Annotated in this window: 22 protein-coding genes and 1 pseudogene; 16 read left to right on the forward strand and 7 right to left on the reverse strand. The window is 44.6% G+C overall.

What is annotated here, in order from left to right:
* Nucleotides 1-121: 121 nt before the first annotated feature.
* A complete protein-coding gene (locus R7M92_RS04800) occupies nt 122-601 on the reverse strand; it encodes an aminoacyl-tRNA deacylase (RefSeq protein WP_005376501.1) in 480 nt (159 codons plus the stop codon).
* Nucleotides 602-757: 156 nt separating this feature from the next.
* Between R7M92_RS04800 and R7M92_RS04805 the strand changes: the two are divergent.
* From R7M92_RS04805 to R7M92_RS04820, 4 genes and pseudogenes are all read left to right on the forward strand, one after another.
* A pseudogene (locus R7M92_RS04805) lies at nt 758-2,300 on the forward strand (glutamate synthase-related protein).
* Nucleotides 2,301-2,486: 186 nt separating this feature from the next.
* Nucleotides 2,487-4,661, forward strand: coding sequence for a catalase/peroxidase HPI (gene katG, locus R7M92_RS04810; protein WP_132937214.1), 2,175 nt, complete (start codon nt 2,487-2,489; stop codon nt 4,659-4,661).
* Between the two features lie 174 nt (nt 4,662-4,835).
* Nucleotides 4,836-5,288 carry an antitoxin Xre/MbcA/ParS toxin-binding domain-containing protein gene (locus R7M92_RS04815; protein WP_005376498.1) on the forward strand — a complete coding sequence of 151 codons (453 nt, stop codon included), beginning with the start codon at nt 4,836-4,838 and terminating at the stop codon, nt 5,286-5,288.
* Nucleotide 5,289: 1 nt separating this feature from the next.
* Nucleotides 5,290-5,760: an RES family NAD+ phosphorylase gene (locus tag R7M92_RS04820; RefSeq protein ID WP_005376497.1), complete on the forward strand. Its 471-nt coding sequence runs from the start codon at nt 5,290-5,292 to the stop codon at nt 5,758-5,760.
* A gap of 79 nt (nt 5,761-5,839) precedes the next feature.
* On the opposite strand, the gene R7M92_RS04825 is transcribed toward R7M92_RS04820, so the two are convergent.
* Entirely contained in the window at nt 5,840-7,690 is a 1,851-nt protein-coding gene (locus tag R7M92_RS04825; RefSeq protein ID WP_054577841.1) for an acyltransferase family protein, read from the reverse strand.
* Between the two features lie 241 nt (nt 7,691-7,931).
* Between R7M92_RS04825 and R7M92_RS04830 the strand changes: the two genes are divergently transcribed.
* Complete coding sequence (locus R7M92_RS04830; protein ID WP_017820985.1) at nt 7,932-8,207, forward strand: nitrogenase-stabilizing/protective protein NifW; 276 nt, start codon at nt 7,932-7,934, stop codon at nt 8,205-8,207.
* Nucleotides 8,208-8,324: 117 nt separating this feature from the next.
* Here the strand turns inward: R7M92_RS04830 and R7M92_RS04835 are convergent, their stop codons facing one another.
* Both R7M92_RS04835 and gloA read right to left on the reverse strand, forming a co-directional pair.
* Nucleotides 8,325-9,425 carry an alkene reductase gene (locus R7M92_RS04835; RefSeq protein ID WP_318132836.1) on the reverse strand — a complete coding sequence of 367 codons (1,101 nt, stop codon included), beginning with the start codon at nt 9,423-9,425 and terminating at the stop codon, nt 8,325-8,327.
* 11 nt (nt 9,426-9,436) lie between these two features.
* Entirely contained in the window at nt 9,437-9,823 is a 387-nt protein-coding gene (gene gloA / locus R7M92_RS04840; protein ID WP_005376490.1) for a lactoylglutathione lyase, read from the reverse strand.
* Between the two features lie 211 nt (nt 9,824-10,034).
* On the opposite strand from gloA, the gene R7M92_RS04845 reads away from it, so the two are divergent.
* Both R7M92_RS04845 and R7M92_RS04850 read left to right on the forward strand, forming a co-directional pair.
* Nucleotides 10,035-10,463 carry a PaaI family thioesterase gene (locus R7M92_RS04845; RefSeq protein WP_318132838.1) on the forward strand — a complete coding sequence of 143 codons (429 nt, stop codon included), beginning with the start codon at nt 10,035-10,037 and terminating at the stop codon, nt 10,461-10,463.
* 26 nt (nt 10,464-10,489) lie between these two features.
* Nucleotides 10,490-10,879 carry a MazG nucleotide pyrophosphohydrolase domain-containing protein gene (locus R7M92_RS04850; RefSeq protein WP_047101463.1) on the forward strand — a complete coding sequence of 130 codons (390 nt, stop codon included), beginning with the start codon at nt 10,490-10,492 and terminating at the stop codon, nt 10,877-10,879.
* 43 nt (nt 10,880-10,922) lie between these two features.
* Here R7M92_RS04850 and R7M92_RS04855 read toward each other — a convergent pair whose 3' ends face one another.
* A complete protein-coding gene (locus R7M92_RS04855; RefSeq protein ID WP_025767825.1) occupies nt 10,923-11,798 on the reverse strand; it encodes a universal stress protein in 876 nt (291 codons plus the stop codon).
* Nucleotides 11,799-12,013: 215 nt separating this feature from the next.
* On the opposite strand from R7M92_RS04855, the gene R7M92_RS04860 reads away from it, so the two are divergent.
* The 5 genes from R7M92_RS04860 (at nt 12,014) to def (ending at nt 17,484) form a co-directional block, all read left to right on the forward strand.
* The gene (locus R7M92_RS04860; protein WP_017635328.1) at nt 12,014-13,357 is read left to right on the forward strand and encodes a magnesium transporter; all 1,344 of its coding nucleotides are present in this window, start codon (nt 12,014-12,016) and stop codon (nt 13,355-13,357) included.
* Nucleotides 13,358-13,646: 289 nt separating this feature from the next.
* Entirely contained in the window at nt 13,647-14,189 is a 543-nt protein-coding gene (locus tag R7M92_RS04865; protein ID WP_170960430.1) for an AAA family ATPase, read from the forward strand.
* A 107-nt stretch (nt 14,190-14,296) separates the two neighbouring features.
* The gene (locus R7M92_RS04870) at nt 14,297-15,742 is read left to right on the forward strand and encodes an AGE family epimerase/isomerase (protein ID WP_085569062.1); all 1,446 of its coding nucleotides are present in this window, start codon (nt 14,297-14,299) and stop codon (nt 15,740-15,742) included.
* Nucleotides 15,743-16,279: 537 nt separating this feature from the next.
* Nucleotides 16,280-16,744: an ABZJ_00895 family protein gene (locus tag R7M92_RS04875; protein WP_017635325.1), complete on the forward strand. Its 465-nt coding sequence runs from the start codon at nt 16,280-16,282 to the stop codon at nt 16,742-16,744.
* Between the two features lie 233 nt (nt 16,745-16,977).
* Entirely contained in the window at nt 16,978-17,484 is a 507-nt protein-coding gene (def, locus tag R7M92_RS04880) for a peptide deformylase (RefSeq protein WP_005388756.1), read from the forward strand.
* A gap of 72 nt (nt 17,485-17,556) precedes the next feature.
* Here def and R7M92_RS04885 read toward each other — a convergent pair whose 3' ends face one another.
* Entirely contained in the window at nt 17,557-17,964 is a 408-nt protein-coding gene (locus tag R7M92_RS04885; protein ID WP_021707542.1) for a helix-turn-helix domain-containing protein, read from the reverse strand.
* A gap of 84 nt (nt 17,965-18,048) precedes the next feature.
* On the opposite strand from R7M92_RS04885, the gene R7M92_RS04890 reads away from it, so the two are divergent.
* The 4 genes from R7M92_RS04890 (at nt 18,049) to R7M92_RS04905 (ending at nt 21,692) form a co-directional block, all read left to right on the forward strand.
* Nucleotides 18,049-18,552 carry a DUF2938 domain-containing protein gene (locus R7M92_RS04890; protein WP_005376471.1) on the forward strand — a complete coding sequence of 168 codons (504 nt, stop codon included), beginning with the start codon at nt 18,049-18,051 and terminating at the stop codon, nt 18,550-18,552.
* A 226-nt stretch (nt 18,553-18,778) separates the two neighbouring features.
* Complete coding sequence (locus tag R7M92_RS04895) at nt 18,779-19,807, forward strand: phospholipase A (RefSeq protein ID WP_017820977.1); 1,029 nt, start codon at nt 18,779-18,781, stop codon at nt 19,805-19,807.
* Between the two features lie 93 nt (nt 19,808-19,900).
* Nucleotides 19,901-20,359, forward strand: coding sequence for a hypothetical protein (locus tag R7M92_RS04900; RefSeq protein WP_005388759.1), 459 nt, complete (start codon nt 19,901-19,903; stop codon nt 20,357-20,359).
* 328 nt (nt 20,360-20,687) lie between these two features.
* Nucleotides 20,688-21,692 (forward strand): metal-dependent hydrolase, encoded by a 1,005-nt coding sequence (locus tag R7M92_RS04905; RefSeq protein WP_206969559.1) that lies wholly within the window; start codon nt 20,688-20,690, stop codon nt 21,690-21,692.
* Between the two features lie 41 nt (nt 21,693-21,733).
* Here the strand turns inward: R7M92_RS04905 and R7M92_RS04910 are convergent, their stop codons facing one another.
* A complete protein-coding gene (locus tag R7M92_RS04910) occupies nt 21,734-22,126 on the reverse strand; it encodes a hypothetical protein (RefSeq protein ID WP_258678013.1) in 393 nt (130 codons plus the stop codon).
* Between the last annotated feature and the right edge of the window lie 115 nt (nt 22,127-22,241).

Below are 22,241 nucleotides of genomic sequence, written 5' to 3' on the forward strand. Positions count from 1 at the left end.
TATGCTCTGAAACGCTGGGCACCAAAGTCCGAGAAACTTCCATCGCGTGCTACCAACAAAACAAAGAAAGGCTCTTGTTGAAAGAGCCTTGTTCAGGAAATGTCGAAATATCTTGGCAAGTTTAATGCAGAACTTCACTGCTGAATCTTAGATATCTACAGTCGTTCATCAGTTCTTTAAACGCCTTTCGGTCCAGCTTAATCAGAGTTTCATGATCGCCAGCTTCAAGGTAGACATGTTCCAAGTTTGCTAGTCTTTCATCGCAAACTGTCGACATGTGGTAAGGGCTACCAATCGGTGGAATAGCGCCGTGTTCACAATCGGTGAAGAGTCGGTAAACCATACGCTCTTTCACCAAGTGGAAGGTGGCATTAAATTCGTCGTTTAATCTCGACAAACTGATTTTGTTGTTGGCAGGTAAGACCGCCATCATATGACGCCCTTCATGATCCTCTAGAATCACACCTTTTGCGATATTCATTAAAGGCACACCTGCTGCAACACCACTTTGTAGCGAGCTATGACTGTGGCTGTGATTCACGGTTTGAAAGTGAATGTTATGCTCAGTCAAATATTCATCTAATCGGGTTGCAATAGTCATATAGCCTCCACGTGTATGAGACCCATAAAAAGTATAGGTTAGTCGGGCGACAATCGCGCATTTTACTCGGCGACACTGACGCTCTTTACGCTCCTGTTCTACGCTTATTGCAAGCCAGCGAGAAAGCATGGTTAACAATAATAAATAGGGGGCAACATGAGCAAGCCAATCATCGCTGATAACAAGCCGATCAAAGTAGAGTTGAAAGCTGGGCAAGAATATTACTTCTGCCGATGTGGGCGTTCTAAAAAAACAACCTTACTGCGATGGGTCTCATTCGGGAACCGGCTTAAAGCCAATGAGCTTTAGTGCGGAAAAAGACGAAGATGCCTATCTCTGCCAATGTAAGCATACCGCCAATGCTCCTTTTTGTGATGGTACACACAAGCGATTTACCGCAGAGCAAGTCGGTAAAGAGGGACCGGAACAAAAGCCAGAGAAAAGAGACAAACCAACAGCGTCTGCTACTCAAGAAGAACCAACCCTCGAGTTTATCCACCAATTAGCGAGAGAAGGACTCTCTAAACTCGGTCATCATGGTCCGATGGCTGCAATGGGGGTTCCTAGGCATTTGCTACCACATTGGGATGCTATACAAATCATGGTGGCGCAAATGGCGACACAACCGTTGTTGGAAGACGTTCCTGTGTCTACCGAGTTGATTGTGGGACCAAATGCGCGTAAGCCGCTCAGACTCGCTATTCCTTTGTTGGTGTCGGACATGAGTTTTGGCGCACTTTCTGAAGAGGCGAAAATTGCGCTAGCAAAAGGTGCAGAGTTGGCAGGGACTGGGATTTGCTCTGGTGAGGGTGGCATGTTACCGGAAGAGCAAGCCGCTAATTCACGGTATTTCTATGAGCTTGCTAGTGCTCAATTTGGCTACGACGAATCTAAGCTTCTTAATGTTCAGGCGTTTCACTTTAAAGGTGGGCAAGGAGCAAAAACGGGCACGGGTGGTCATCTGCCTGCAAATAAAAATGTAGGTAAGATCTCTCAGGTGAGAGGCATCCCCGAGGGACAACCAGCGATATCACCACCAACGTTCAAAGATCTTCACACTACTCACGATTTCAGAAAGTTTGCTGACAGAGTTCGTGGCATCACAGGCGGCATTCCAATTGGATTTAAACTCAGTGCCAACCATATTGAGCAAGACATTCAGTTTGCGCTTGATGCTGGGGCTGATTACATCATCTTAGATGGTCGCGGTGGTGGCACGGGTGCGGCGCCAACTATGTTCCGTGATCATATTAGTGTGCCCACCATTCCTGCATTAGCTCGTGCACGTAAGTACTTAGATGAAAAAGGTGAAAGTGACCGTGTCACATTAATCATCACCGGTGGGTTGCGAGTTCCTACGGATTTTGTCAAAGCGTTGGCACTTGGAGCAGACGGAGTAGCGATAGCAAACAGTGCGATGCAATCGATCGGTTGTGTCGCCGCTCGCATCTGCAACACCAATAATTGCCCGGCAGGCATTGCGACACAAAATGCCGATTTGAGGCAGCGTCTCGACGTCGAAAAGTCATCCCAGCAACTGAAAAATTTCTTCGAATCCTCGGTAGAGCTCATGAAAGTCATGGCGAGGGCGTGTGGTCATCACGCTCTGAATGAATTTAGTCATCATGATTTAGCGACCTGGGATCACAACATGGCGAGGCTGTCTGGGATTAAGTATTCAGGTATGGACTTAAACTGATCTCTATCCATATTTTCTGCATATAGGTACATGTTTGATAACAATTATTTATTCGCTGAAATGTTTGAAATTTTGACTTGGCGTTAACTAAAAAAACAGTGTATGAACTACGCTGTTTGAGGTGGATATTCGATTTATTGAATAACAAAGAGTGGTTACCACAACCACGACACGAAGGAGCATTATATGAGCAAAGCAAACGGCGGTTCGGTAGGTAAATGTCCAGTTATGCATGGTGGGCAAACATCTACAGATAAGTCGGTGATGGATTGGTGGCCGAATGCCTTGAACTTAGACATCCTGCATCAACACGACTCCAAAACCAACCCATTTGGTCAGGACTTTAATTACAAAGAAGAACTGAAAAAGCTAGATGTCGAAGCACTTAAAAAAGATTTAAAAGATTTAATGACTGATAGCCAAGACTGGTGGCCTGCCGACTGGGGACACTACGGTGGTTTAATGATCCGAATGGCATGGCATGCAGCGGGCAGTTATCGTATTGCGGATGGTCGTGGCGGTGCTGCTACAGGCAACCAACGCTTTGCTCCTCTCAACTCTTGGCCAGATAACGCCAACCTCGATAAGGCTCGACGCCTTTTATGGCCAATCAAGAAAAAATATGGCAACAAACTAAGTTGGGCAGACCTGATTGTCCTTGCCGGTAACATGGCGTACGAATCCATGGGTTTTAAGACCTTTGGCTTTGCGTTTGGACGAGAGGACATATGGCACCCAGAAAAAGACACTTACTGGGGTTCTGAGCAAGAATGGTTAGCCACAAGTGACGCTGATAACAGCCGCTACTCTGGTGAGCGAGATTTAGAAAACCCGCTTGCTGCGGTAATGATGGGTCTTATCTATGTGAACCCTGAAGGGGTAGACGGTAACCCAGATCCTCTCAAAACAGCACATGACATGCGAGTGACCTTTGCGCGAATGGCAATGAACGATGAAGAAACCGTCGCGCTCACAGCTGGTGGTCACACGGTGGGTAAGTGTCATGGTAATGGTGATGCCGCAAACCTTGGCCCAGAGCCCGAAGCAGCAGACGTTCATGAGCAAGGTCTTGGCTGGATTAATCACAAAACACGTGGTATTGGCCGTGACGCGGTAACGAGTGGTATTGAAGGTGCTTGGACAACACACCCTACACAATGGGATTACGGATACTTCCACCTACTATTTAAGTATGACTGGGAACTGAAAAAGAGCCCAGCCGGCGCATGGCAATGGGAGCCAATCGACATTGAAGAACAAGACAAGCCTGTCGATGTTGAAGACGGTTCTAAGCGCTACAATCCAATCATGACCGACGCCGATATGGCGCTCAAAATGGACCCTGAATATCGTAAGATTGCAGAAAAGTTCCAAAATGACCCTGCGTACTTTGATGACGTTTTTGCTCGTGCCTGGTTTAAGTTGACACACCGCGATCTAGGACCAAAATCATGTTATTTCGGCCCAGATGTGCCAAGCGAAGATCTTATTTGGCAAGACCCAACGCCCGCAGGTAAGACAGACTACGATGTCGATTTAGTGAAAACAAAAATTGAAGCAAGTGGCCTATCCATTAGTGAGTTAGTCAGTACGGCGTGGGATAGCGCGCGTACTTACCGTGGCTCTGACCGTCGAGGAGGTGCAAATGGCGCGAGAATTCGCTTGGCTCCGCAAAAAGATTGGCAAGGGAACGAACCTGAACGTCTAAGCCGTGTTCTTGCTGTGCTAGAAAAAATAGCAGCAGAAGAGGGCTGTAGTGTTGCAGACGCTATCGTGCTTGCTGGGAACGTAGGTATTGAACTGGCTGCGCGTGCCGCAGGTCATGATGTTTCCGTGCCATTCGCGCCAGGCCGAGGTGATGCCACCCAAGAGATGACGGATGTGGAATCGTTCGAAGTACTTGAGCCTGTTGCTGACGGTTTCCGAAATTGGTTGAAGAAAGACTACGCGGTTAAGCCAGAAGAGCTTTTATTAGATCGTGCTCAGCTTATGGGGCTAACGGCGCCAGAAATGACGGTACTTATCGGTGGTATGCGCGTTCTAGGCAGTAACTACGGCGGTGGAAAAGAGGGCGTATTTACTGAGCGAGTCGGCACTTTGTCGAATGATTTCTTCGTGAACCTTACTGACATGGCATATACGTGGAAACCAGTGAGTGCTAATCAATATGAAATCCGTGATCGTAAAACCGACGCTGTGAAGTGGACGGCTACTCGAGTGGATCTTGTCTTTGGTTCAAACTCGATCCTGCGTTCGTATGCGGAAGTGTATGCGCAAGATGATAATCAGGAAAAATTCATCCATGACTTCATCGCCGCATGGACGAAAGTCATGAACGCGGATCGTTTTGACTTGCAATAAGTGAAACGATGTTCATCGATAGATGCGTAAACAAAGTTGATGAATAAGTAAGAGAGGCGGGCGAAAAGCTCGCCTTTTTCTTTACCTATCTTTTTACTTTGATTGTTACTTTGATTGAAAATTAAGCTCATTTGAACCATAATAACTGGACCATATGAACCACAGGAGCTTGATATGGCAACTGCAGCATTAAAAAGCTTCAAACCGAAACAACCTCATAAAGCCAATTTCTGGTTTATGTTGGGTATTGAAGACGCTGAAACAGGTCGCACTGATGCGGTTCACAAAGGCTTTGAGCCAAAGGTGTATCGCAATATTGTTGAGCGTGTGAAGCTTTCTCAGAGTGAGTTTCAAAACGTCACATTGATACCTGTCAGCACGGTCAAGCGTCGTCTAAAAAACGATGAACGCTTCAATACGCAAGAAAGTGATGCAATCTATCGATTAGCGATGTTATTGAAACTCGCGACAGAACTGTTTGACGACGAAGAGCGCGCGTTAAAATGGATGAGAGAGAATGTGTATGGCTTAGGTGGAAAACGTCCACTTGATATGGTCTCGACCACGGTGGATTTTGAAATCGTAAAAGATTTGATCGGCCGTTTAGAGCACGGGGTATTCTCGTAATATGAAGCTCTATCGTCTCACACAAAAGAAATTTGCTGACACGCCATTCAGCCCCGTTGGCGCAAAGTTATTTGGAGGGCGATGGAACTCAAAAGGAACCGAAGCCCTCTACTTCTCTGAATCGGAATCCCTTTGCTCGTTGGAAGTGTTTGTTCACGTAAACAACGATCCTGCTATCACCAAACTTTACGATTTATATCGTATTGAAATGCCAGAATACCTCATCGCCACCTTAGATGAAGAAGATCTCCCTGTGACGTGGCGAGCAATACCGGCGAGCGAGTCTACGCAGTACATTGGTGATCAGTTTCTCAATGATCCTCATCCAGAGTTTGCCGCGCTGCAAGTGCCTTCAACGATTTCACCTCGTGATAAAAACTACGTGGTGAATCCAAATCATCCCAAAATGAAAGAGATCATCAAGAAAGCCGAAAAGCTCGATTTCGCGTTTGATCCGCGCATTTTCAAATAGACGCCTAGCTTTGTCTTGCTTTAAAGCATTCAGCGCTTACCTGAGATAAACGCTGAAGCATAAAAGTTTATTTCCTTGGTTATTGTCGGTCGTAAGTGAACTGTTGCGCTTCATTTGTAGTGTTGAGGTAATGCCCAAGCACCAACTCAGCACCTTTGTAAGATAAATGGCTGTCATCCGTATACATCGCATTGTTTGCTCCAACTCTCATTCGACATACGCCATTTCTGCAAATGGCATCGGTCAAGTCGACAAACTCAACGTGCTCAAATTGCTCAAAGTAGTTCACTAACTTCGCCACGTTTTGAGGGTGATGTTGTTTGGGAGAAAAGTCGCAGGCAGACTCTTCTGTCTCGCCAAACAAACGCGCTTTCCAAAGGCATTCTCCTACCGCAAACGGTGCAGAAGGGGTTGGACCGAAAACGACCACTTCCTTTCCTTTCAGTTCATTCAATAATTTGGTTAATGATGCTTCATAATCGGCTTGTGAAAGCTCTTTATTGAAATTAGAAGAGATAACAACGCGACGAATGGAAGGGGTACTTAGAATTGTATCGACAGCCTCATTGAAGAACTGTCGGCAAGAAATTGAGCCAGCAGCTTCTAGGATGTCGACATAACCGACCGCACAGGAATCTTGAGTAAGTTGCACCACGCCAGTTGGTGTTACTTCGGATAGACGCTTCACGTAAACCATGCTGTGACTATTGCCTAACACAGCGATGGCGGGCTGCGGCGCAGACGAGCACACATCGTTAACGTTGGTGTTGCCGTTGCAATCTAAACCATAACCGTTGTTAACGCGCATGGCCTCGAAAAATGCGCTTCTTTCTGGAAAACCACCGTTTTGATGACCGATAACGCCGAGCGTTAGCAAGGGCAACGTCAACAACACAATAACCGCGGACACAGTGCGCATGCTCATGGCTTTTCGGCTACGGAACGGCTTTTCAATAAAGCGCCAAGTGAAGTAAGAAAGTACAAAAAGAGTGACAACGTAAAGTGGGATATTGATGTCTTGTGTTGTGTCCAACACGTAGCGGTAAAAGACAAATAATGGAATGTGCCACAAGTATAAGCTGTAGCTGATTAAGCCGACGAACACGACCCACTTTAGGCTCAGTAATCTACCGCAGACATTGTCTTTAGAGGCAAACAAAATCACCAACGCGCTACCGATGACCGGCACCAGCAGCGTAATGCCCGCGCCATCTTGCGATTTTTCAAACAAAAGCGAGGAAGCCAATATCAAAACGATGCCAATGGTTGCTAGAGTATCGTTAGATTGAACTTGGACTTTTCTCATCACTAATGCGAGTAATGAACCGGTTGCCAGCTCCCAAGCGCGAGAGAAGATCATGTAAAAAGCGAAATCAGGATCGTTGCTCGCGTAGACAATAGTCATCAAACTCAGCACAAATACCGTGATAAAAAAAGTCAGGTAAAACGCGTTTTTGCCACGAGCGAGTAGCATGAGTAGCAAAGGAATGACAATGTAGTATTGTTCTTCAACGCCCAAGCTCCATGTGTGGAACAGCGGGTTGGCTTGATCTTCTAAACCGAAGTAATTGTGGCCTTTCAAATACAGAAGAATGTTGGATGAAGAGAGAATGGAAGACACTGCAAATTGACCAACGTCTTTGTGTGCTTGCGGCAAAAATAGCCACCAAGACATCAAATAGCTGACGGCGATCACCACCAGTAAGAGGGGGAGTATGCGACGAATGCGTCGCTCATAAAAATCACCAAGGCTGAACTTCTGGTTTTCTAAGTCGTTAATCACGATGGTGGTGATCAAATAGCCGCTGATCACAAAAAACACGTCGACGCCAATAAAGCCACCAGCGAATTGCTCAACTCCTGCATGAAACAAAATCACCAACGTGACAGCAATCGCCCTTAATCCGTCTACTTCTGCTCTGTAAGTCATATCGTGTTGCTCCAACATTCCGTTTAATGAAGTAGAGCAAAATATGAACCAGAAATAATGTTTATTTAAATCAGTGCCTTAAAGTGATTGTCAAAATGAAAATGCTAGGTGGGTTAACGAATTCCCAAATTGAATTTCAATATGGAAACCCCATAAAGAATGATCTTAAGAAGCGCTAAATCAAAGAACGTAAAGCGCGAGGCACTTAGACTTCATTGAAAATGATTACGCTAAAGAAACGATGACAGAGAATACGATTCAGGAAAAAATTGCCAGCTTTACTTGTATCGAAGAGGCTTTGAATTACTTCGACATCGAGTTTGATAGCCGATTTATCGAAAACAATCGAACCGAGTTGGTTAAGAGGTTTCACGGCTACTTAATCCTCACTAAACCGGATGATTGGTTTTCAGGTCGTCGTGCTTTAAAGAATGCTTACTGTAAAGTACAACGCAGTTTGCTCAGTAAAACGACGCGCTCTGCGTGTCGAGGTTGTACATCTTGTCAAAGACGTTAATTCTGGTGGCTTGCCTAAAAAGAACCCTGCATCTTGGTGTCACAGGGGGAAGAGCAAGGTTCTTTTGGTTTCGCTATTGGTTTGTCGCGAGTTACGAATCAGCTTTACGTAGATGAATTAACCCGCGTAATACGCAGGGTAGTCCACCAAGCCTTTTTCACCGCCGCCGAACAATGTGGCAGGGTCATGTTCTGCCAGCGGATAGCCATGCTTGATGCGGCTTGGTAAGTCTGGGTTTGCAACAAACGGACGGCCAAAGCCAATCATGTCGGCTAAACCACTTTCAATCGCGTGTTGCGCCTTTTCTGCGTTGTAACGACCGGCATAGATCAGTGTGCCTTTATACGCCTCACGAACTGCGGTTTTAAAGTCGTGCGGAGTGTCTGGCGCGTCGTCCCAATCCACTTCTGCAATGTGAATGTAAACCACATTGAGTTTATCAAGCAGCGCTGCAGCGGCGGTGTAGGTTTCGACTGGCGTACTATCAACGGTGCCATTTAACGAAGTGAATGGTGCAAGACGAACACCAACACGCTCTGCGCCAATAGCTTGCGTCATCGCCTCTACCACTTCACTAAGAAAACGCAGACGGTTTTCAATGGAGCCACCGTATTCATCGGTGCGGTTATTCGCTTCAGAATCGATAAACTGGTTAACCAAGTAGCCATTCGCTGCATGAAGCTCGATACCATCGAATCCGGCTTCTATCGCGTTTAGTGCGGCTTGGCGGTACTCTTCAATAACGTTCTTGATGTCTTGTTTGGTCATTTCACGTGGCTCAACCACGTCGACAAAACCCGGTTCGTCTGTGCCGTTATCGACAAATACTTTCACGTTTTCTGCTTTTAGCGCAGAAGAAGAAATAGGTTGCTCACCGCCAATGTTATCAGGGTGAGTCACACGACCAACGTGCCACAATTGCGCGAAGATAGTGCCGCCTTTCTCGTGCACTGCATCAGTTACTTTTTTCCAGCCAGCAATTTGCTCTGGGCTGTAAATGCCTGGTGTCCATGCATAGCCTTGACCCATTGGCGAAATTTGTGTGCCTTCAGCAACGATTAGGCCCGCTTCAGCACGTTGAGCATAGTAGGTCGCCATCATGTCGTTAGCGATATTACCTGGTTGAGAAGCACGAGAACGCGTCATCGGAGGCATAACGATACGGTTTTTTAATGAGAGAGAGCCAAGTTGAATGGGTTGAAATAATGCATCTGTCATAGGAAACCTCGTTATTTTTGAGTTTGGATGAGTTCGATTTGGTAACCATCGGGATCTTTAATGAACGCGATGTGAGTTTCTCCGCCTTTCATTGGACCTGGCTCGCGAGTAACGTTGCCACCAAGCGCTTTAATTTTTTCGCAAGCGGCGTAAATATCTTCAGACCCCAGTGCCATGTGTCCGAATGCGTTACCCAAGTCGTAACTGTCGGTATCCCAGTTATAAGTTAGCTCGATGGTCGCGCCATCTGGTTGATCAGGGTTACCAACAAACACCAGTGAGTAACGGTATTCTTGGTTTTCAAAACGATCCAAAACACTCATTCCCAGAACTTTTGTATAAAATTCGATAGATTTGTCTAGGTCAGCTACACGGATCATCGTGTGGAGAAACTTCATAAGTCGCCTTTTCATAACGTTGCGTAATCACTATGCAAACCATATCGCCACTCTAAATAAACTGGAAATTATCGTTAATTATTAAAATGATTATTTAGTGTTATGAAAAGCGAGGTTGCTGGCCCTGCAACATGCAAACAAAGATTACTCGCCGTTTCTTTTTAATTGTTGGCATATGCTAATTACTCTTTTGAGAAACCGAGTAACTATCATGTCCACAAACAGCTATTGTCATTACACTCACGAATCTCATCATCAATGTGCGGTTTGTTCTTCAATTAATGTGAATCCGAACTCTTTGGCCGTGAACTACCAATACCTAGCCGATGGTTCTGTTGTCGGAGAGTTTCACGTTTTACCGCGTCATCAAGGTTACACAGACCTGTTGCATGGTGGTATTGCCAGTTCGCTTCTCGATGATGCAATGACGCATTGTTTGTTATCTAGAGACATTCAAGCCCTTACGGCGCAGTTGGATGTGCGCTACCATGCACCTATTCAGTTAAATGATCGAGTCACGATTACCGCACTCTGTGAAGGTGAACGACGCGGTATATATCAACTGGTGGCTCAATTGCGGGTCGAAAGCGAAGTTAGAGTGACGGCTAAAGGGAAGTTTATTCGTCCTAAAAAGGCATAAATAAAAACGTGTTCTACGGAGAGGCAATGAAGAAATTTGATGAGCTGTATGCAATTGCGACGAGAAAATCTCAATATGACCAAACCAATACTTGGTTTAAAGGCGTAGAGACTTATCTGGAGGCCATTGGCAAAGAAGTTGATGAAGTCCGCGAAGAGATTCGCGAGGATCGCCTTTGTCATTTGGAAGACGAGTTAGGCGATGTGTTGTGGAACTACCTTAACGTATTAAAAGCGCTGGAAAGAGAAAAGGGTATAGATCCTGAGAAAGTACTCGAAAGAGCCTGCACTAAATACGAGCAGCGTGTATCTGCGATTGAATCGGGACGCAGTTGGGATGAGATAAAACAGCAGCAGAAACAAGCCTTGAACGCGGAACATGAAGCCGCGCAGTTAGAAGATGTAAAGAGCCAATAACTGCGCTTGGTATTGAAAGGGTTGGTTAATAGGGAATACCTAGTCAGCCCTTGGAACTGTTGACCAACAGTAGGTCACAAGGTGGTTGATCAAGTAACGTGTCTACAGTGCTGCCAGACCAAAATTGAGATGACATGCTTCGTTTACATGCCCCCATAATCAAAATCGCTGCTTGTGATTGCTTAACTGCTTTTGGTAACGCCGTTTCAGGGTTTCCTTCCGGTAATAGTAATGGAACTCGCGTTAACTTTTGCGCACTAATAAAATCTGTAATGCCTGCTTTTTGATTGCTTAATATCTCTGCACGATAGCGAGAGAGGTATGGCGCGACGTATCGGCAGTAAACGAGCGTCATTTTCCCGCTTAAGGTTTGTTCTAATTTTGAGCCTCGCGAGACGATGGCTTTATCTACTATCGACTTTTCATCCCCTCGATGAAGTGGGTCGATTGCACAAAGCATGTTGGCGTGAGAAGGCCATGACCGCTCACTCAGTAGCAACAAGTCGCAATCTTGTTGTGCTAGTTCTGTTAGCATCGTTTGAATCTCGTGTTTGTTAAAGTGTCCCACGAGCAGTAAGTCAGTGTGGTCAACAAGTCGTTTCGCAACTTGCTCAACCCAATGGCTCCCTTTGAAATGTTCGTAAGAGAGCGTTGGTGTTTCAAGCTCTTCTTCTTCACAAAGTTCGACAATTAATGCGTTGAACTTTAAGGTCCAAGCTTCAAACTCAGCTTGTCTTTTTTCTATATGGTCAGAGTTGAAACTGAGAAAATGAGCGAATGCGTGATCTTCACTTCGGCGATGGTCTTCCACTAAAACTACAATAGGCTGAGCCAGCGCTGTCGAAAATTGAATCACTTTACGAAGCACCTTACGACTTGGTAAGGCGGCCTGCTGAGTCAGAAAAAATACAGGTGCCATTGATTACTCCATTATCAAACAAGGCGAATGAGCCTGACACACATTCAAGTCTATACCATGAACTGATGCAGAGGCGTTTTGTTTCTGCGAGCGAAATATAAATTCCGCAATTAAGTCAACTATCGCCTAGAATTTTAACATCAAGAATTCATGCCTTCGGATAGCACATATCGTCAATGCGGCGAATGTGGTACTGAAAGCTATAGGTAAAAGTAATGATAGATTCCAACCAATTGCAAATTAACCGCAAAGTGCCACATTTGCTTGCTGAGATCATTAAAGCGATAGAATCGACCGAAGACTTGAGCTTTTTGAAAGACTATCAAGAAGCACAGATTGCGAACATTTTGGAATCGGTCAACATTGCTTACCGTAAGCGTGTCATAGAAGCAGTGCCGCCTGAGAAGTATTGGACGGTATTAAATTTGCTCCGATACGACACCGCCAAGCACATTCATCAATCACTCAATAAAGACTTACAACATGAACGCTTGGCGTACATAACGGATTCAGAACTGATCATCTTTGCGGACTTTCTACCGACCGAATTTGTAGATGAATACCTTATTGATCAAAGTGAAGAGTCTGTCGCGCATATCCAACAAGCATTGTCGTATGAAGACAACAAAGTTGGACGTTATGCCGAGCCTCACTTTCTGGTCGCAAACCCTAAAAACAGCGTAGGAGGCATCAAAACCGAGCTGCTAAAACGTGGGCAAAGTCCAGTGCGGTTGATTATTGTGCGTGATGCAAGTGGTGTGATTGGTACGATAGAGCCGCAAACCCTGTTGCTGCACGAAAATCATATCAAACTTACCGACTTGACCGTAGTTACGCCAATTCTAGAAGATATTCAAACGATTCAAAGCGTCAGCAAACAAGTCTCGATTGATGGTGGAGCACATTGGTTTCCTATCATGGCTGGTGGCAAAATTATGGGCGTCTTGTCGATGGCGACCATCGCGATTACCTTGCGTGAACTCAGCCTACAAGCTGTAGTGGCAGAAAACGTACGAAGCGAAGAAGATTTGTTTACACCATTAAGCGTGGCGACAAGGCTAAGAGCACTTTGGTTGGTGATTAACTTGCTGACCGCTTTCGTAGCCTCCGCCATCATTGGGCTTTTTGATAATGTGGTCGAGCAAGTCGTTGCGCTTGCGATCTTAATGCCCGTTGTGGCGAGTATGGGCGGCATCGCGGGTAGCCAAACCTTAGCGGTGGCCATTCGAGGTATCGCACTAAACCACTTGCACCAAAGTAACTTGAAGCTATTGGTGAATAAGGAATTAAAAATCGCCACCATTAATGGTTTAATTATGGGATTGGTGATCGCGGGTGTCGTTTACATGGTGTTTGACTCTTTGCCATTGGCGCTTATTATTTGCTGTGCCATTTTCCTCAATAGTTTGGCGGCCGCGGCATCGGGTACGTTGATACCATTCACGTTGAAAAAGTTTAACATTGACCCCGCCGTGGCTGGCTCGGTAGTATTGACGACCGTTACCGATGTCGTCGGTTTCTTTGCGTTCTTAGGCTTAGGTGCCATTTTCTTGATATAGATATCCAATTGACGCGTTAACTAGCAGAACCAATCGCACCACTTCCCAACCCATTATTTTGGGCGAGCTTGCTTCACTCAGCATTCCTCCGTTTTCCATAACCGATGAACACGTCGTTTCGGTTCTTACTTTGTATATCTCTTCACTGCCCAGTTCTATTCCCCAAATTTCCCACTACCGATCTCGCTTAACGCTGGCGTGCCAAATGCCAATTTCAAACGCCAGATGATGCCCATTTTCTTGGCTGTACACGCATTACTTCACTCAAACAAAAAATAAGGAAAAGATTTTGAATAAACTTATCGTATTCTCTGGTGGTCCCGGTGCAGGGAAAACTTCGGTAATCGAACAGCTAAAAACACAAGGTTTTATCTGCGCGCCAGAAACCGGCCGTCAAATAATACAAACGCAGGTTGCCAATCACGGTTCAGCATTACCTTGGAATGACAAACAAGCTTTTCGAGACGAAATGATGAAGGCAGAAGTGAGCAATTACCGAGCTTTCAATGTCCACCAAGGGAATGTGTTTTTTGATCGCAGTATTGTGGACGTATATGGCTACAGTAAGTTGGAACAACTGCCAATCTCGCATGAGCTCATCACGCATTGCCAGACGCTTCGTTATCATTCTCAAGTATTCATTTTTCCACCGTGGACGTCGATATTCAGCAACGACGAAGAGCGAAAGCAAGATTTTTCTGAAGCGGTGGCTACGTATCAACAGATGGTCAACGCTTATCACAAATTTGGTTATCAATTGATCGAAGTGCCCAAAATGTCAGTCGAAGACAGAGTAGCGTTTATTCTCGGCTCAGTCATCGAACAAGGCTGAAAGATGATTGATGCAAACAAATGCGTAAGGCGATTGTGAGCACGACAACAATATGCGTAAAGGGAGTTATTTATACTGGATAAAATTCAATAACTTAATTGAGTGTTATGTCTTTTAAATATCTTACCTTATTGCTCGCAACGACGAGCATGAGCAGCTTTGCTGATGTAGGCCTGCCTTCGGGGGATGATTGGTTAAACCATGTGACGAATGGCCTAGCCCCATATTGGATGATGGAAAGCGCGCATGGACAACCTGCGGGGAATTTTCCGACTTTTCGTTGTGATAACGGTGTCATTCTCGACCCACAAAAGCCGTGTGGAGAATTAAACAAAGGGTGGATTAGCCCGCACTTCGATCGCGAATACACCCGCATGAAATCGCGCCAAACTTACGCTTATGGCGTGCTTTTTCATCTTACGGGTGACAAGCAAGCATTAGAGCTGGCAAAGAAAGGGGCTTATTACCTGATTGATCATCTACAAGATGAGAAAAACGGCGGCTTTGTGAGCTTTACGCGTAGTGGGAAACCGGGGATGGAGTGGCAACAACGAACTTCTCAAGACCAAGCTTACGCCTTGGTGGGTTTGGCGATGTACTACTACTTGACTCAAGATCCAAAGGTCGAACAAGCGCTCATCGACCAGCAAGCGTTTATATTTAAACAATACCGACGAAGCGATGATCGCGGTCTGGCTTGGGTTTTGAAAGACGGTGATGGGGAAAGTGCGAAGCAGCAAGAGCTAGTCGCTCAACTTGACCAGATCAATGGCTATCTGTTGTTAACGGCGCCACTTTTACCAGCGCCAGCGCAAGCCAAGTGGAAGCAAGATCTGCAATGGCTGACGAAAGTGATGCTAGATAACTACCATTCCGTCAAAGAGCAGCGCTTTTATGGCGCGATACACCACAAAGCGGTAATGATGCCAGATGCGAAACACAATGATTTTGGACACACCATCAAAGCGTATTGGATGACGTATCTCACTGGTCAGTTGTTGGAAAATTCCAATTGGACAGAGTTTGGTTTCAAAGGAATGAAACACACGCTTAAGCAAGCGCAATATCAGCAAAACTTTGAGCAAGTCAAAGCACTTTTCTCACCAGAATGGCAGAGTAAATGGGCACAAGAGAGCATTCCTGCTTGGCAATCAAGACCATACAAGCACTATAGCTCGTCTTGGGAATGGGCAGAACTCGATCAAGCGGCGATGACAGTTTCTCTTGTCGATGGTTCGATGAAAGAAACGCTTCAATACACGTTACCCACTTTTATGGACGTATGGGTGGATCATCAATATGGAGGAGTCGGTCTGAGTCCTAAATCAACCAAAGCGTTCCATTGGGGAAATGGTTACCACCAGTTTGAACATGCGTTGGTCGGGTATTTGTACGCGCAACAAATGGCAAAACAGCCCGCCAAGCTTTACTACGCGCGACCAGCAGAGAATAAAATGCCACTTAATCCGTATTACTTTAGCGCAGACGTAAAATCGTTGTCGTCACAAAGTGATGGAGTCGCCACCGCGACATTCACCAATATTCGACCTTAGGTTGGTCGATGGTGATGTGTTAGTTAAAGTCCGCGTAAAAGCCAATAAAGTCCTCCGATAGCAAGGATGACTATTAGCTATCTAGGTCTGTCACTAGATAAGCTTCAAGCAGTAATTGTGTAGGTAATGACCCCTGGGCGCTTATAAAAAGCCGTCAGAACCACTGGTTTTGACGGCTTTTTATTTTATGACAGGTAGAGGATTCAATTTTCAGCGCGATAGGTCCATGAAAACTTAAGTGAGATTCCAATCACGTCGCATAGTCTCACTAGTGTCATTGGAAATAAATGAATTGTTTCTGATACATAGAACGTATTAACATGGTTGCACTGGGCCCATATGAGTAAACTTATTGAATATACAATTTGAGAGAGAGGGTTTAGTTTTAAAAAATAACAGTTAGTTGGAATCTAGGTTAAATGAAAATAAAACTATTTAAAAAGCTACAAGTTGTATTTCTTGTGGTGTTGTTTCTCTAGGTTGTCCAAGCGGAAGCATGATCTAAAACGCTTATTTTATTCAAATAAATGGAAGGAAATGAAAGTGGAATTAAAAAATAACTATTCAGAATCAGAAATAAACCAGCCACCATCGGTACTTCTTGTTACGTCTCTGTTGTGTCTGGCGTCCGTTTGTTGGGCTGCATTGCTGTTGGCCATTGAATATATTGTTGGGATAGAAATGAGTGGTACAGGCTTTCTTAGCACGTTAATCCCAGCCATGAGTGTTGGTTATTACTTCGGCTACAAGACTGGAGATGTAATGCCATCAAAAACAAGATGGTATGCTGTTTTACTGTGGACTTTAGCAAGTTTGGTAGTGTTCTCTCTTATCTTAATGTCGTTAGATATTTCTCCGTTTTATTTATTATCTGAGCTCGGTGGGGTAAGTATTTTTATTGCTATCATAATGCTAATAACGATTGGCATCGCCTACTTAATTTTAAAAAGTGGTGAGAAAATGGCGATTAGAGTATTACTCAAAGCCAAGGAAAGTCAGTAGATAAAATACAACAAACGATTCAATTAGGATCATGACAAGACGTCAGCCATAATGTGCTGGCGTTTTAGTTTCCTGTATGTAGGATTTTTATCTAAAAGGCAAACCCATTTATTGTGTTGTAGTTTGAGTTAATGGTTTATGCCTTGTGCGCAAGATAGCTTAGCAGGTTTATGTATCGAGAAACGTGTGTATAATTCGCCACGAATTACGATTTATAGATATGAAAGGTAAGTATGGCAGTCCTCGAAATTCTCTCCATTCCAGACCCAAGGCTTAAAGTAAAAGCAGAAAAAGTCACTGATGTATCGACAGTACAAACGCTGATAGACGATATGCTAGAAACACTTTACGCAACGGGCAATGGTATCGGTTTAGCTTCAACCCAAGTAGGCAGAAAAGAGGCGGTTGTTGTCATCGATATCTCTGACGAACGCAATGATCCTTTAATCTTGGTTAACCCAGAAGTGGTGAGCGGAGAAAACAAAGCACTTGGTCAAGAAGGGTGCCTATCTGTTCCTGAGTACTACGCAGATGTAGAGCGTTACACGTCAGTTGTTGTTTCTGCACTAGACCGTGATGGCAACCCGATTACAATCGAGAGCGATGAGTTCTTGGCGATTGTGATGCAGCACGAAATTGATCACCTATCTGGTAACTTGTTCATTGATTACCTTTCACCGTTAAAGCAAAAAATGGCGATGAAAAAAGTGAAGAAGTACGTAAAATCGCAAGCTAAGTAATATGAAAGGAAGTAACTCACAACCGCGAGTTACTTCCTTGTAAATCAAGAATAGGACGGTAGGGAGAGCGGTTTATCTCTGCTTTTGGGGGACATAACGCTTTACGACCTTCATAAGCCTTTGAAATGAAGAACAGTCCATATGTGACTCATGAGGGCAGGTGGCAACATGGTTTAGGCTGTCTCGCACCGCTTTCAAACGTTTTATTTGCTCATCAATCTCAAGTGCCTTTTTCGTTAGTAAGTCACGATCGATATATGGCTTTGAAACTTCTGATTGATTCAACATTTCTGCCATTTCGTTAAGCGATATTCCAGCGATACGCCCCAAACTAATTAAATTGAGTGTATTGAGTACCTCTGGTGAATATTGGCGTCTCAATCCATTCCTTCCTATCGAGCGAATTAACCCCAGCTGTTCGTAGTACCTGAGCGTTGAAGTCGGCAATCCTGATTTTCTAACCACTTCTGCAATATCCATATTATTCCCCATTGACTTCAAGTTGGCTTTAAGTTGTAGCATGCAACTAAGACCTTAACAAATCAAAAACTTGAGGAGAGAAAAATGCTGCTTTTAATGGGATTGCAAGCGGTGCTAATAGGGATTGGTGCCACTTTGATAATGGATTTATGGGCATGGTTACAAAGGAGAGTGTTTGGTATTCCTTCATTAAACTATGCGTTGGTTGCGCGCTGGGTTTTGTACATGCCCCAAGGAAAGCTTATGCATGCGCCAATTATGGCGTCAGAGGCGATGCCGGGAGAAAAGTCACTTGGCTGGTTTTTGCATTATGCCATCGGCGTTACTTTCGCTTTGGCTCACGTTACTGTTTTTGGTCATCATTGGTTGGTAGAGCCCAGTCTAATGCCCAGCTTAATTACAGGCGTGGTAACGTTGATCTTCCCATTTTTGGTCATTCAACCTTGTCTAGGATTTGGTTTTGCTGCGAGTAAAACCCCAACACCTTGGAAAGCCCGTTTTCTTAGCACATTGGCGCATTTGGGTTATGGTTTGGGTTTATTCATAGCCGGGTTTGCAATCAAAGTTACGAGCCAGTATTTTGCATAGATAAAATGAGCATCATGCAAACGAGTGGTTTTTATCTATGATGCTCAACTCTTGGTTGTTTTTTGCGCTTTGATCATAGTTGACCGATATGTCTAAAGTCTGTTGCATTTATCCAAGACGTAAAGTCGGCGGACATTTAACATTGCCTTAACGTCAGAATGGCAAGCGGTTTACCAAGAAAAACTAAAATTATCTGGTTTGACATAAAGAATATTAAGGGTTTCAGATGGCTTCAAAAGTGGCAGGGATATCAATACTGAGTTTATTGGCAGCGCCAGTTGCGATGGGAGAAACAGCCAGTGCTTATGATTTATGTTTGCTAGACAAAATAAAGCAAAGCAAAGGTGAGGAAACCATAAAGAGCATTCGCGCGCAGTGTGAGCTTGACACAGTAACCAGCACAGTGCCCGCTGATCCAGAAATTGAAGAGCCTGAAGAACTTCAGGAAAGTTTGGTCGACAAGCGTTTGGAATCAGAACGAGAAAACGCGTTTGAACCGTTTAGTCTGGTCGCGCATCGCGTTAACTATATTCTTCCGTTTACGTACAGTGATCGAGTAAATAAACGCGCGTATGCCGACACCAAATACGGCGATGAACTGCGTAAGGAAGAGGCGGAGTTCCAAATCAGTTTTAAAGTACCAATGAACTATGATGACTTGTTGTTTGATGGCGATGGTCTGTTTTTTGGAATGACTCTTAAATCATTTTGGCAGGTATACACGGGGGCAGCATCTCGTCCATTCCGTGAAACCAATTATCGTCCAGAGCTTTTTTACTACACCCCAACAGACTGGAAACCACTTGATGGTTCGACTTGGTTAGGTTTTGGTATTGAACATGAGTCTAACGGTCAGAGACAGGAGCTATCGCGCAGTTGGAACCGTGTCTATGCCAACTTAACCTTTGCAAAAGACAATTTTGCGGTTTCTATCCAGCCTTGGTGGCGTATACCTGAAGATGAAAAGACATCGCCTAATGATCCCAAAGGTGATGATAACCCGGATATCGAGGACTATATGGGACACTTTGAGCTATCGAGTGCTTACAAGTGGAATGGTTACGAGTTTACCTTTTTAGGTCGCCAGAACTTTCAAACACATAAGGGTTTTGCAGAACTGGGTGTGTCATTTCCGATTTGGGGCAAAGTTCAGGGGTACGCACAATACTCAGCTGGTTATGGTAAGAGCTTGATCGACTATGATCATAATCAGCAGCGGATTGGTGTTGGTATTGCAATCAACGGTGTTTTGTAGTTTTTCGTAGATGGATAGAAATTAACACTGGCAATTGAAATTTCAATATTTAGAATGCGAGGCTGAAATTGATTTCTAACCTAGAGTGATTTTATGCTTCGTGATTACACCTTCGATTGTCTTGTAACTATGCCTCGCCATGAGCTGGAAGAGTTTAGTGCTCGTATGATCAGTAAAATGGTGCCAGAAGACGTGATGAATGAGCTGTTCACTTTTGATCAAGAAGAAGTGGATAGTGAAGACCGCATGTTGTCTGCACGTCTTGATGCAATGCTACGCATGACAGCAATCGCACTGAGTGAAATTCAACAAGCGTTTGATGACTCAGACAACGCAAAGCAAAATAGCGAGCGAATGACGAGATTGGTGCTTTGGCATTTCTACGCGATCTCATTCCGTTTGGAAGAGGCCATCACGCTAGAAACACACTGTGCTCTAGTGGAAAAACTAATCGAAAATGCACCTTCGGATGTTTTTGCGTGGGTAAAAACATTGACGGAGCTGCTACACACTTACGCTGAAATCAACGCGAAAGAGAATCCTCAAGACTAAACACCTGTCGTTTATCGTTCAGTAAATTAGAAACAAGGCGAGCCATTTGGTTCGCCTTGTTTTTTCGCGTCAGATAAACCTTCGGGTTTGAAATACCAAACAAGCCTAGACTCAGATTTGTTCGTTCACTAGCGAACGGCGTGATTCCTTCTTACACTAAATCAAGGTGTTTGTTGCTAAACAAGCAAATGCATGACTAAGTCGTGTATTGTTTTCCACTTAAATGCGGATAATTTATGTCGAAGAACCTTCTGGTTTTTAAATTGGAACCGACTATTGAGCGTGTACGCTTTCCAGCTGAGCTTCATCTATCTAAAGGAAGTGAACGATGGATCCGTTAACGCAAGGTTTATTGGGTGCAGCTTTGCCACTGGCCGTGAGCAACAAGCGAAACCTTGCAGTTGTTGGCGTGTTGGGCGTGGTCTCTGGGATGGCTCCGGATTTAGATGTGCTCATCCGTTCTTCAACTGATCCTTTGCTGTATTTGGAATACCATCGCCAATTTACTCACTCGCTCTTGTTTATCCCGTTTGGTAGTTTCATTTGTGCTTTGGTGTTGTATCCATTGTTCGCAAAAAAGCGAGGACTAAGCTTCCGGCAGAGTTGGTTTTACTGCGCGCTTGGTTATAGTACCCATGCGTTATTAGACGCATGCACCAGTTATGGAACACAGCTTCTATGGCCGATAAGCAACACGCGTTATGCTTGGAACACTATTTCGGTAATCGACCCCGCGTTCACACTCCCTATTTTAATATTGCTTTTGTTTGCTGCACTGAAGCGAAGCCCAAACTATGCCCGCATTGCATTTTTATGGTGTCTGGCTTACCTAAGCCTTGGAATGATCCAACGAGATAGAGCAGAAGCAGCTGGTTGGGAAATCGTCAAAGAGCGACAACACAACGCTATACAGTTAAAAGCCAAACCAAGCTTTAGCAATCTTTTGGTTTGGAAACTAATTTATGAAACGGAAGAGAGCTACTATGTAGATGCCGTAAGGGTGGGGCGTTCAATAAAAATTTACCCTGGCGAATCAACTCCAAAGTTAAATATAAAAGAGCAATTTCCGTGGCTAAACCCGCAATCGCAACAAGCAAGAGACATCGAACGTTTCCGTTGGTTTTCAAACGGTTTTGTAGCGACGGATCCGAATAATGAAATGCGAATTGTTGATATGCGTTATTCCATCGTACCAAACCAAATTAATGCGTTATGGGGCATCAATCTATCCCCAAAAGCCAGCGCAGACGCGCACGTTGAATACACTGCTCATCGAGGAAGTACTGCAGAAGATCGCCAAGTTTTTTTCAACATGCTTACGGATTTTGAGTGATGGTTTTTACTTTGGGTACCGATGCGGTGTCGTAATAACCATCACGCTGACTGAAAGTCCTTCACTAGGGTAGGCTTGCTGGCGAAGAAAACTTTGCCAAACAGAGACTTGTACTTCCAGCCAAGAGACAACAGTCGTTTTGCTAAGCTTTTGTTTTCAATGATAGCGACCTCAACGCCTTGGTAATGATATGGATGGCTTTTAATGTAGTCGATAAATGCAGTAAGCACACCTTGCCCGCGAACGGAGGGCGCAAAGTTGACTGCAACAATGGAAAAGCGCTGACTGCCAACAGGGCAACGGACAAAGCAGTGTCCAAGCGGATGAGTGATGGTCTCGGAAAACTCAGGAAACGCGCGAGACTCTAGTTCTTGAGAAAGCGCATCGTATTGCTGACATAAATGATAAAAAAGTTGTTTCGCTTCATTGTTCATCTCGGTGCCACTTACTTGTAACTTGGTTTAAAGGCATTGATTTCACGAACATTGTAACCATAGGCAGCAAGACAAAACGCGGTGAATTTTTACAGTGGTGATTTCCTATTTTTGA

Origin of the sequence: Vibrio sp. Vb2880 (assembly GCF_033337975.1) — a bacterium.
Classification (GTDB): Bacteria; Pseudomonadota; Gammaproteobacteria; order Enterobacterales; family Vibrionaceae; genus Vibrio; species Vibrio alginolyticus.

Bases quoted from the DNA above. Each gene is read 5' to 3' on its own strand.
- R7M92_RS04800 (WP_005376501.1), bottom strand. From the start codon at position 601: ATGACTATTGCAACCCGATTAGATGAATATTTGACTGAGCATAACATT.
- katG (WP_132937214.1), top strand. From the start codon at position 2,487: ATGAGCAAAGCAAACGGCGGTTCGGTAGGTAAATGTCCAGTTATGCAT.
- R7M92_RS04815 (WP_005376498.1), top strand. From the start codon at position 4,836: ATGGCAACTGCAGCATTAAAAAGCTTCAAACCGAAACAACCTCATAAA.
- R7M92_RS04820 (WP_005376497.1), top strand. From the start codon at position 5,290: ATGAAGCTCTATCGTCTCACACAAAAGAAATTTGCTGACACGCCATTC.
- R7M92_RS04825 (WP_054577841.1), bottom strand. From the start codon at position 7,690: ATGACTTACAGAGCAGAAGTAGACGGATTAAGGGCGATTGCTGTCACG.
- R7M92_RS04830 (WP_017820985.1), top strand. From the start codon at position 7,932: ATGACAGAGAATACGATTCAGGAAAAAATTGCCAGCTTTACTTGTATC.
- R7M92_RS04835 (WP_318132836.1), bottom strand. From the start codon at position 9,425: ATGACAGATGCATTATTTCAACCCATTCAACTTGGCTCTCTCTCATTA.
- gloA (WP_005376490.1), bottom strand. From the start codon at position 9,823: ATGAAGTTTCTCCACACGATGATCCGTGTAGCTGACCTAGACAAATCT.
- R7M92_RS04845 (WP_318132838.1), top strand. From the start codon at position 10,035: ATGTCCACAAACAGCTATTGTCATTACACTCACGAATCTCATCATCAA.
- R7M92_RS04850 (WP_047101463.1), top strand. From the start codon at position 10,490: ATGAAGAAATTTGATGAGCTGTATGCAATTGCGACGAGAAAATCTCAA.
- R7M92_RS04855 (WP_025767825.1), bottom strand. From the start codon at position 11,798: ATGGCACCTGTATTTTTTCTGACTCAGCAGGCCGCCTTACCAAGTCGT.
- R7M92_RS04860 (WP_017635328.1), top strand. From the start codon at position 12,014: ATGATAGATTCCAACCAATTGCAAATTAACCGCAAAGTGCCACATTTG.
- R7M92_RS04870 (WP_085569062.1), top strand. From the start codon at position 14,297: ATGTCTTTTAAATATCTTACCTTATTGCTCGCAACGACGAGCATGAGC.
- R7M92_RS04875 (WP_017635325.1), top strand. From the start codon at position 16,280: ATGAAAGTGGAATTAAAAAATAACTATTCAGAATCAGAAATAAACCAG.
- def (WP_005388756.1), top strand. From the start codon at position 16,978: ATGGCAGTCCTCGAAATTCTCTCCATTCCAGACCCAAGGCTTAAAGTA.
- R7M92_RS04885 (WP_021707542.1), bottom strand. From the start codon at position 17,964: ATGGATATTGCAGAAGTGGTTAGAAAATCAGGATTGCCGACTTCAACG.
- R7M92_RS04890 (WP_005376471.1), top strand. From the start codon at position 18,049: ATGCTGCTTTTAATGGGATTGCAAGCGGTGCTAATAGGGATTGGTGCC.
- R7M92_RS04895 (WP_017820977.1), top strand. From the start codon at position 18,779: ATGGCTTCAAAAGTGGCAGGGATATCAATACTGAGTTTATTGGCAGCG.
- R7M92_RS04900 (WP_005388759.1), top strand. From the start codon at position 19,901: ATGCTTCGTGATTACACCTTCGATTGTCTTGTAACTATGCCTCGCCAT.
- R7M92_RS04905 (WP_206969559.1), top strand. From the start codon at position 20,688: ATGGATCCGTTAACGCAAGGTTTATTGGGTGCAGCTTTGCCACTGGCC.
- R7M92_RS04910 (WP_258678013.1), bottom strand. From the start codon at position 22,126: ATGAACAATGAAGCGAAACAACTTTTTTATCATTTATGTCAGCAATAC.